Annotated in this window: 6 protein-coding genes; 1 reads left to right on the top strand and 5 read right to left on the bottom strand. The window is 68.3% G+C overall.

Annotated elements, in window-relative coordinates; genetic code table 11:
• Positions 1-350: 350 nt before the first annotated feature.
• Positions 351-1907, bottom strand: coding sequence for a Do family serine endopeptidase (locus tag FV233_RS27535; RefSeq protein WP_147853929.1), 1557 nt, complete (start codon positions 1905-1907; stop codon positions 351-353).
• Positions 1908-2237: 330 nt separating this feature from the next.
• Between FV233_RS27535 and FV233_RS27530 the strand changes: the two genes are divergently transcribed.
• Positions 2238-2615 (top strand): hypothetical protein, encoded by a 378-nt coding sequence (locus tag FV233_RS27530; RefSeq protein WP_147853928.1) that lies wholly within the window; start codon positions 2238-2240, stop codon positions 2613-2615.
• Positions 2616-2638: 23 nt separating this feature from the next.
• Here the strand turns inward: FV233_RS27530 and FV233_RS27525 are convergent, their stop codons facing one another.
• The 4 genes from FV233_RS27525 to FV233_RS27510 form a co-directional block, all read right to left on the bottom strand.
• On the bottom strand, positions 2639-3010 hold the full coding sequence (locus FV233_RS27525; RefSeq protein WP_147899425.1) for a type II toxin-antitoxin system VapC family toxin: 372 nt from the start codon (positions 3008-3010) through the stop codon (positions 2639-2641).
• Positions 3007-3201, bottom strand: a complete 195-nt coding sequence (locus FV233_RS27520; protein WP_147899424.1) for a type II toxin-antitoxin system VapB family antitoxin — start codon at positions 3199-3201, stop codon at positions 3007-3009. The genes FV233_RS27525 and FV233_RS27520 overlap by 4 nt, the downstream gene beginning before the upstream one ends.
• A 154-nt stretch (positions 3202-3355) precedes the next feature.
• A complete protein-coding gene (locus tag FV233_RS27515) occupies positions 3356-6073 on the bottom strand; it encodes a valine--tRNA ligase (RefSeq protein ID WP_147899423.1) in 2718 nt (905 codons plus the stop codon).
• A gap of 115 nt (positions 6074-6188) precedes the next feature.
• The coding region (locus FV233_RS27510) for a DUF2497 domain-containing protein (protein ID WP_147899422.1) at positions 6189-6517 on the bottom strand (329 nt) is incomplete at its 5' end.

Here is a 6517-nt window from a genome sequence, read left to right as displayed (position 1 = left end):
GTGGCGTATAAATCGGTTCCAGCTATTTTCAGAATATAAATCAACGTATTTTCCGATGATCTTGATTGCGATTCTCACGGTGAAAGACAACATAAATGAATTTGCATGTACGCGACCTTTTCTCTAAACAACTACTGTAAAAAATATTTAAATAACCTTGTGAGCGAGGTTTGGCGGTGGCCCCGTCGCTTTGATCCCTCAGGATAAATTGAGTTGCAGGGTTGCGAATTCAGCCGTCTTCTCAAAGCGGGCGAAACAAAAAATGCCGACCTGTGAGGCCGGCATCAGTGTGGAAAACCCATGAAGCGGCGCGGGGGTAGAAGATACCCCGCGCCGAGTCTGAACCGGCGTCAGCCGGCCTTCTTGCTCAGGGACACCGCCACGAAGCGGGTCTGGCCCTTGCTGCTCTTCACCCGCATCAGCACCGCCTTGCGGCCGCTCGACTCCGCCGTGCGGATCTGCGCGGCGACGTCGGAGGGGCGGGTCACGCTCTGGCCACCCACGTCCAGGATCACGTCGCCGGCCTCGATGCCCTTGGCGGCGGCGGGACCGTCGGGATCGACCTGCACGACGGCGACGCCCTGCTCGGATAGGCCGACATCGGCGGCCGGCGCGAGGTTGAGGCCGAGCCGCGGCTGGCCGTTGCCCGAATCGTCCTCGCGGGCGGCGACCTTGGTGCCGTCGGTGGGCATGGCGCCGAGCGTCACCGTCGCGGTGTCGGTCTTGCCGCCCCGGAGGTAGCTCAGCTCGACCTTGGCGCCGGGCTTCATGCCGGCGATCCGGCGCGAGAGCTCCCGGGCGCTGTCCACCGTGTCGCCGTTGACCTTCTCGATCACGTCGCCGGCCTTCAGCCCGGCCTGGGCCGCCGGGGTGCCGTTCTCGGCATGGTCCACGAGGGCGCCCTTCGCCTTGTCGAGGCCGAGCCCGTCGGCGATGTCCTGCGTCACCGGCTGGATCTGCACGCCGAGGTAGCCGCGGGCGACCTTGCCGTCGGTGCGGAGCTGCTCGACCACCGCCTGCACGGTCTCGGCCGGGATCGCGAAGGCCAAGCCGACGCTGCCGCCCGACGGGGACGCGATGGCGGTGTTCACGCCGACCACCTCGCCGTTGACGTTGAAGGTCGGGCCGCCGGAATTGCCCTTGTTGATCGGGGCATCGATCTGCAGGAAGTCGTCATAGGGCCCCGCACCGATGTCGCGGCCGCGGGCCGAGACGATGCCGGCCGTGACGGTGCCGCCGAGGCCGAACGGGTTGCCGATCGCCACCACCCAGTCGCCGACCTGCGGGGCGGTCTTGCCGAACTGGACGTAGGGGAAGTTCGAGCCCTCGTTGATCTTCAGGAGCGCGACGTCGGTCTTGGCATCCTTGCCGATCACCTTCGCGTCCAGGGTACGGCCGTCGTCGAGGGTCACCTGCACGGTCTTGGCGTGATCGACCACGTGGTTGTTGGTCACGACGTAGCCGTCCGCCGAGATGATGAAGCCGGAGCCGACCGCGCCGCGCGAGCCCTGGCGCTGCTGCGGCTGGGGCTGGCCGCCGCCCGGACCGTTCTGGCCGAACCGGCGGAAGAACTCACGCAGCTGCGGCGGCACGTTCTGGAGGTTCTGGCCCTGGCCGGAGCCCTGGCCGGGACCGTCCTCGTCGTCGCTGCTTGCCGAGTCGTCGAGCTTGACCTTCACCGAGACGACGCCCGGCTTCACCTTGTTGACGATGCCGGCGAACGAACCCGGCGGATGCTCCGGAGCCTCGATCGGGGTCTTTGGCAGGGCCTGGGCGTAGGCGGGGGTCACGGAAGGCAGGGTGGTGCCGAGGGCACCGCCGGCGATCAGCGCGGCGGCAGCCACCGAGGCGAGGGCACGGCGCGAGGTCCGGCCGGACAGCGAGCTTTGGGGACGGGTCTCGGTCATGGGGATCGCAACCTCTTCGAACGGATCGGGGCGACGCCGGTGGACGCGGCGGTCGATGGGATCGGTCTAACGGGCGGCGCCTGACCCCGGCGTGGCGGTCAAATTACGGTTTGGACATGTGCGCCGATCCGGGGGCGGGGCGGCCATGGCGGCCCCCGGCCGGCGACCCGGCAGCGCCGAGCCGGGAGGGCGATTCGCGAAAAGTCCCTCGCTTGTGCCACCTGTCACCGGCGCGCTCGGGCGATGGCGCTACACTCCGATCGAACGGCAGGCGGCCATAACGTTTGGCTCTGCCGGCTGGCGTCGCGTGAGATGCGTGAGGATCGGGCGATGAAGACGGTGTTTGCGGTGGTCCTGCTCTTGGGTTCGGTCACCGGCGCTTTGGCAGCCGATCGGTACTCGGATTATCGAAACTATTTCGACGAAAAGCCGGCTGTCGGCGATCGGACCAAGCTGAAGCCTCCGAAGACCAAGTCCCATTCCATCGAGGAGGTCGATACGCGGCGTTACGAGGACGGCGCTGCCCCCGGGAACCCGGCCAACCTGAAGCCCGGCTATCGGAGCCGGGCCGGGATCTACGTGCCGCCCGACTATTCCACCCACCCGCGCGGCCCGACGGGCGACGGTTTCGGCAGCTCGAACAGCGATTCGTATGGCAGCGTGAGCGCGCCCAACCCGTTCGTGGGTCCCCTCGGCACCCGTCGCTGAAAACGCCTCGCCGGGCTGCGGCCCTACTGGACCGCTCGGTACGACACCCCGAGCCGGTCGCTCACTGCAGCCAAGCGTCTGTCGCGTGTCCAAATTCGGGAGCCTGGCATCAGCTTCGCCGATGCCAGGAGATGCGCGTCGACATAGCCGATGCCGAGGCCGTGCAAGGCGTGCTCCGCGATCAAAGGCATGACTTCGTCGTGGGCCGCGACGTCGGCCGACGGCATGTCTTCCAGGGTCGCGATAATGCGTTCGCGATCCCGGACGCTGCCCAGCGCCAGTTCGCCGATGACGAAGGGATGAACACGCTGGCTCATCTCGGTCAGGATTGCGGTGACGGATGGATCCGCCGCCGCGAGGTGATCGATCCAGATGTTCGTATCGATGATGATCACGGTTCGGATCGTCGGCGCGTCCCGGCCTGGGCGTTCGAATCGCTCCCCCCCAGCAGGATCATGTGCCGGGACGCCTCACGCTGGACCAGCGCGCGCAGGGCTTCGCGGACCAGTTCCGATTTCTCAGTGATGCCTGTGTAGTGCTGCGCCTTGGCCAGCAAATCATCGTCCAGGTTGATCGTCGTCCGCATCACGCTCTCCCCCGCGCGGCATCGATTATGGCATCATATGACGCCATTTTCATGCCTAGCCGCGCTCGACAGCCGTTCAGCCGTTCATCGTTGCGATGCCGCGGATGCCCGCGCGAGAGGGACGCAGATTACGCGCATGTGGTGAGCGAAGCGATCAATCCCCGCTCAACCGCGCCAGCGCCTCCTCGATCTTCACGAGCCGCGCGGCCTCGGCCTCCCGGCGCTCGCGGTTCTCCTCGATGATGTCCTCGGGGGCGCGGGCGACGAAGTCGGCGTTGCCGAGCTTGGCGTCGACCTTCTTGATCTCGCCCTGCGCCTTGCCCTGCTCCTTCTTCAGGCGCGCGACCTCGCCGGCGAGGTCGACGATGCCTTCGAGGGGCAGGGCCGCGACGCTGCCGCGCACGAGGAGCTGCACCGAGTTCTTCGGCGGCGTATCCGACAAGGTGATTTCCGAGAGCCGGGCCAGGCGCAGCAGCGTGTCCCGCCAGGCCTCGACCCGGGTCCGCACCTCCGGGGACGCCCCGACCATCACCAGGGGGATCTGCGCCGCGGCCGGGACGCTGGTCTCGGAGCGGGCCGAGCGAACCTGGGTGACGAGGTCGACCACGAAGCCGACCTCGGCCTCGGCGTCGGCATCCGCGAGCCCGGCAAGATCCGGCCAGGCGGCGAGCGCCAGGAGGCCGCGCTCGGGGATTGCGGCGCCCTTGATCGCCCAGAGTTCCTCCGTGAGGAACGGCATGAACGGATGCAGCAGCTTGGCGACCTGATCGATCAGGAACGCCACCGTCGCCTGGGTCTCGGCCCGGACGGCCGGATCGACGCCTTCGCCCTGCAGCACCGGCTTGGCGAGTTCGAGGTACCAATCACAAAAGATGTTCCAGACGAAGCGGTAGGCGGTGCCGGCCGCGTCGTTGAACCGGTAGGCTTCGAGCGCCGCCGTGACCTCACCCACGGCGCGGGCGGCCTCGGTGAGCGCCCAGCGGTTGATCGCCCCGGTGATCGCCCGCGGGTCGTAGGCGGGGTCGAGCAGGCAGCCGTTCAGCTCGGCGAAGCGGGCGGCGTTCCAGAGCTTGGTCGCGAAGTTGCGGTAGCTCTGGACCCGGTCGGCCGAGAGCTTGATGTCGCGACCCTGGACCGCGAGCGCGCACAGGGTGAAGCGCAGGGCGTCGGCGCCGACCTGATCGATCAGCTCGAGGGGATCGACGACGTTGCCCTTCGACTTGGACATCTTGGCGCCGGAGGCGTCGCGCACCAGGGTGTGCAGGTAGACCGTCTCGAACGGCGCCCGGTCGGTGAGGTGCAGGCCCATCATCATCATCCGGGCGACCCAGAAGAACAGGATGTCCTTGCCGGTCACCAGGGCGTTGGTCGGGTAATAGCGGGCGTATTCCGGGGTCGAATCCGGCCAGCCCAGCGTCGAGAACGGCCAGAGCGCGGAGGAGAACCACGTGTCGAGGACGTCCGCGTCGCGGGTCAGCGCGACCGGGCGGCCGTGCTTGGCCTCGGCCTGCGCGAGGGCCCCTTTCTCGCTCTCGGCCACGAAGATCCCGCCGTCGTCATCGTACCAGACCGGGATCTGGTGGCCCCACCAGAGCTGGCGCGAGATGCACCAGGGCTCGATGTTGGTGAGCCACTGGAAGAAGGTCTTCTCGTAGGTCTCGGGGACGAACTTGGTCTGGCCGTCGCGCACCGCCTGGAGCGTGCGCTCGGCCAGCGGCTTCACGTTCACGTACCACTGATCGGTGAGATAGGGCTCGATCACCACGCCCGAGCGGTCGCCGTGCGGCACCGCGTGGGTGTTGGGCTCGACGGCGCGCAGACGGCCACGCGCCTCCATCAGGGCGACGACCTCCTTGCGGGCCTGCGCCCGGTCGAGGCCGTGCAGCGCCAGGGCCTCGGGCTCGGGCGAGGCGTCGGCCAGGAACGCGGCGTTGCCGTCGAGCAGCATCCGGCCCTCGGGGTCGAGGATGTTGATCACCCCGAGGTTGCAGCGCCGGCCGACGTCGAAGTCGTTGAAGTCGTGGGCGGGCGTGATCTTGACCGCGCCGGTGCCCTTCTCGGGGTCGGAATAGGTGTCGGCGACGATCGGGATCAGGCGGCCGACCAGCGGCAGGCGGACCCGCTTGCCGACCAGCGCCGTGTAGCGCGCATCCTCCGGGTGGACCGCGATGCCGGTATCGCCCAGCATCGTCTCGGGCCGGGTGGTCGCGACCGTGATGACCTCGCCGGTCTCCGCCCCGCTCGCGTCGACGATCGGATAGTCGAAGTGCCAGAGATGGCCCTTCGTCTCGATCTGCTGGACCTCGAGGTCCGAAATCGCGGTCTGGAACTTCGGGTCCCAGTTCACCAGCCGCTTGTCGCGGTAGATCAGGCCCTGGCGGTGCAGGTCCACGAAGGTCTTGAGCACGGCGCGGCTCAGGCCCTCGTCCATGGTGAAGCGCTCGCGCGACCAGTCGCAGGACGCGCCGAGCCGCTTGAGCTGGTTGACGATGGCGCCGCCGGATTCGGCCTTCCAGGCCCAGACCTTCTCCACGAAGGCGGCCCGGCCGATCTCCCGGCGGCCCGGCTCCTGGCGCTCCATCATCCGGCGCTCCACCACCATCTGGGTGGCGATGCCGGCGTGGTCGGTGCCGGGCTGCCAGAGCACGTCCTTGCCGCGCATGCGCTCGAAGCGGCACAGCACGTCCTGGAGCGTGTTGTTGAGGGCGTGGCCCATATGCAGCGAGCCCGTCACGTTCGGCGGCGGGATCACGATGCAGTAGGGCGGGGCGCCGGCGCGCTCGGGCCGGCCGGCGCGGAAGGCATCCGCCTCAGCCCAGGCGGCGGAGATCCGCGCCTCGACAGAGGCGGGCTCGAAGGTCTTGTCCATCATCGCGGTTATGGGCCGAACGCTTGTCCAACAGGATTGGACCCGCTTTCGACCGTCAGGCCGCGTCCGTCAACACGCGCCCGGCACCGGGCAGGCCCGATGCCGGAGGGCAGGGCGCTCAGCGGCCGCGCGAGACCCGCTCGATCTCGGCCCGGACCAGCCGCTCGACCACGGCCGGCAGGTTGTCGTCCAGCCAGGACTTGAGCATCGGCCGGAGCATGTCCTTGACCAGATCCTCAAGCGTGCGGGCGTTCTGGGTCAGGACCGTGTGGGCCAGCAGGTTGAAGGCGCCGTTGACGCTGGCGTCGGTCGCCGCCGAGACCAGGGTCTCGGCCTCCGGCTCCGGCCGTGGCGGCGCCTGGAACACCGGCTGCGGTTGCGGGGTCGGCCGCGCGGGCGGCGGCTCGGGCTCGGGCTCCGGCTCGGAGAACGCCTCGTCCTCGAAGT

The sequence above is a fragment of the Methylobacterium sp. WL7 genome (assembly GCF_008040085.1).
Taxonomy (GTDB): domain Bacteria; phylum Pseudomonadota; class Alphaproteobacteria; order Rhizobiales; family Beijerinckiaceae; genus Methylobacterium; species Methylobacterium mesophilicum.
This window is presented reverse-complemented; position numbering and strand designations above follow the sequence as displayed.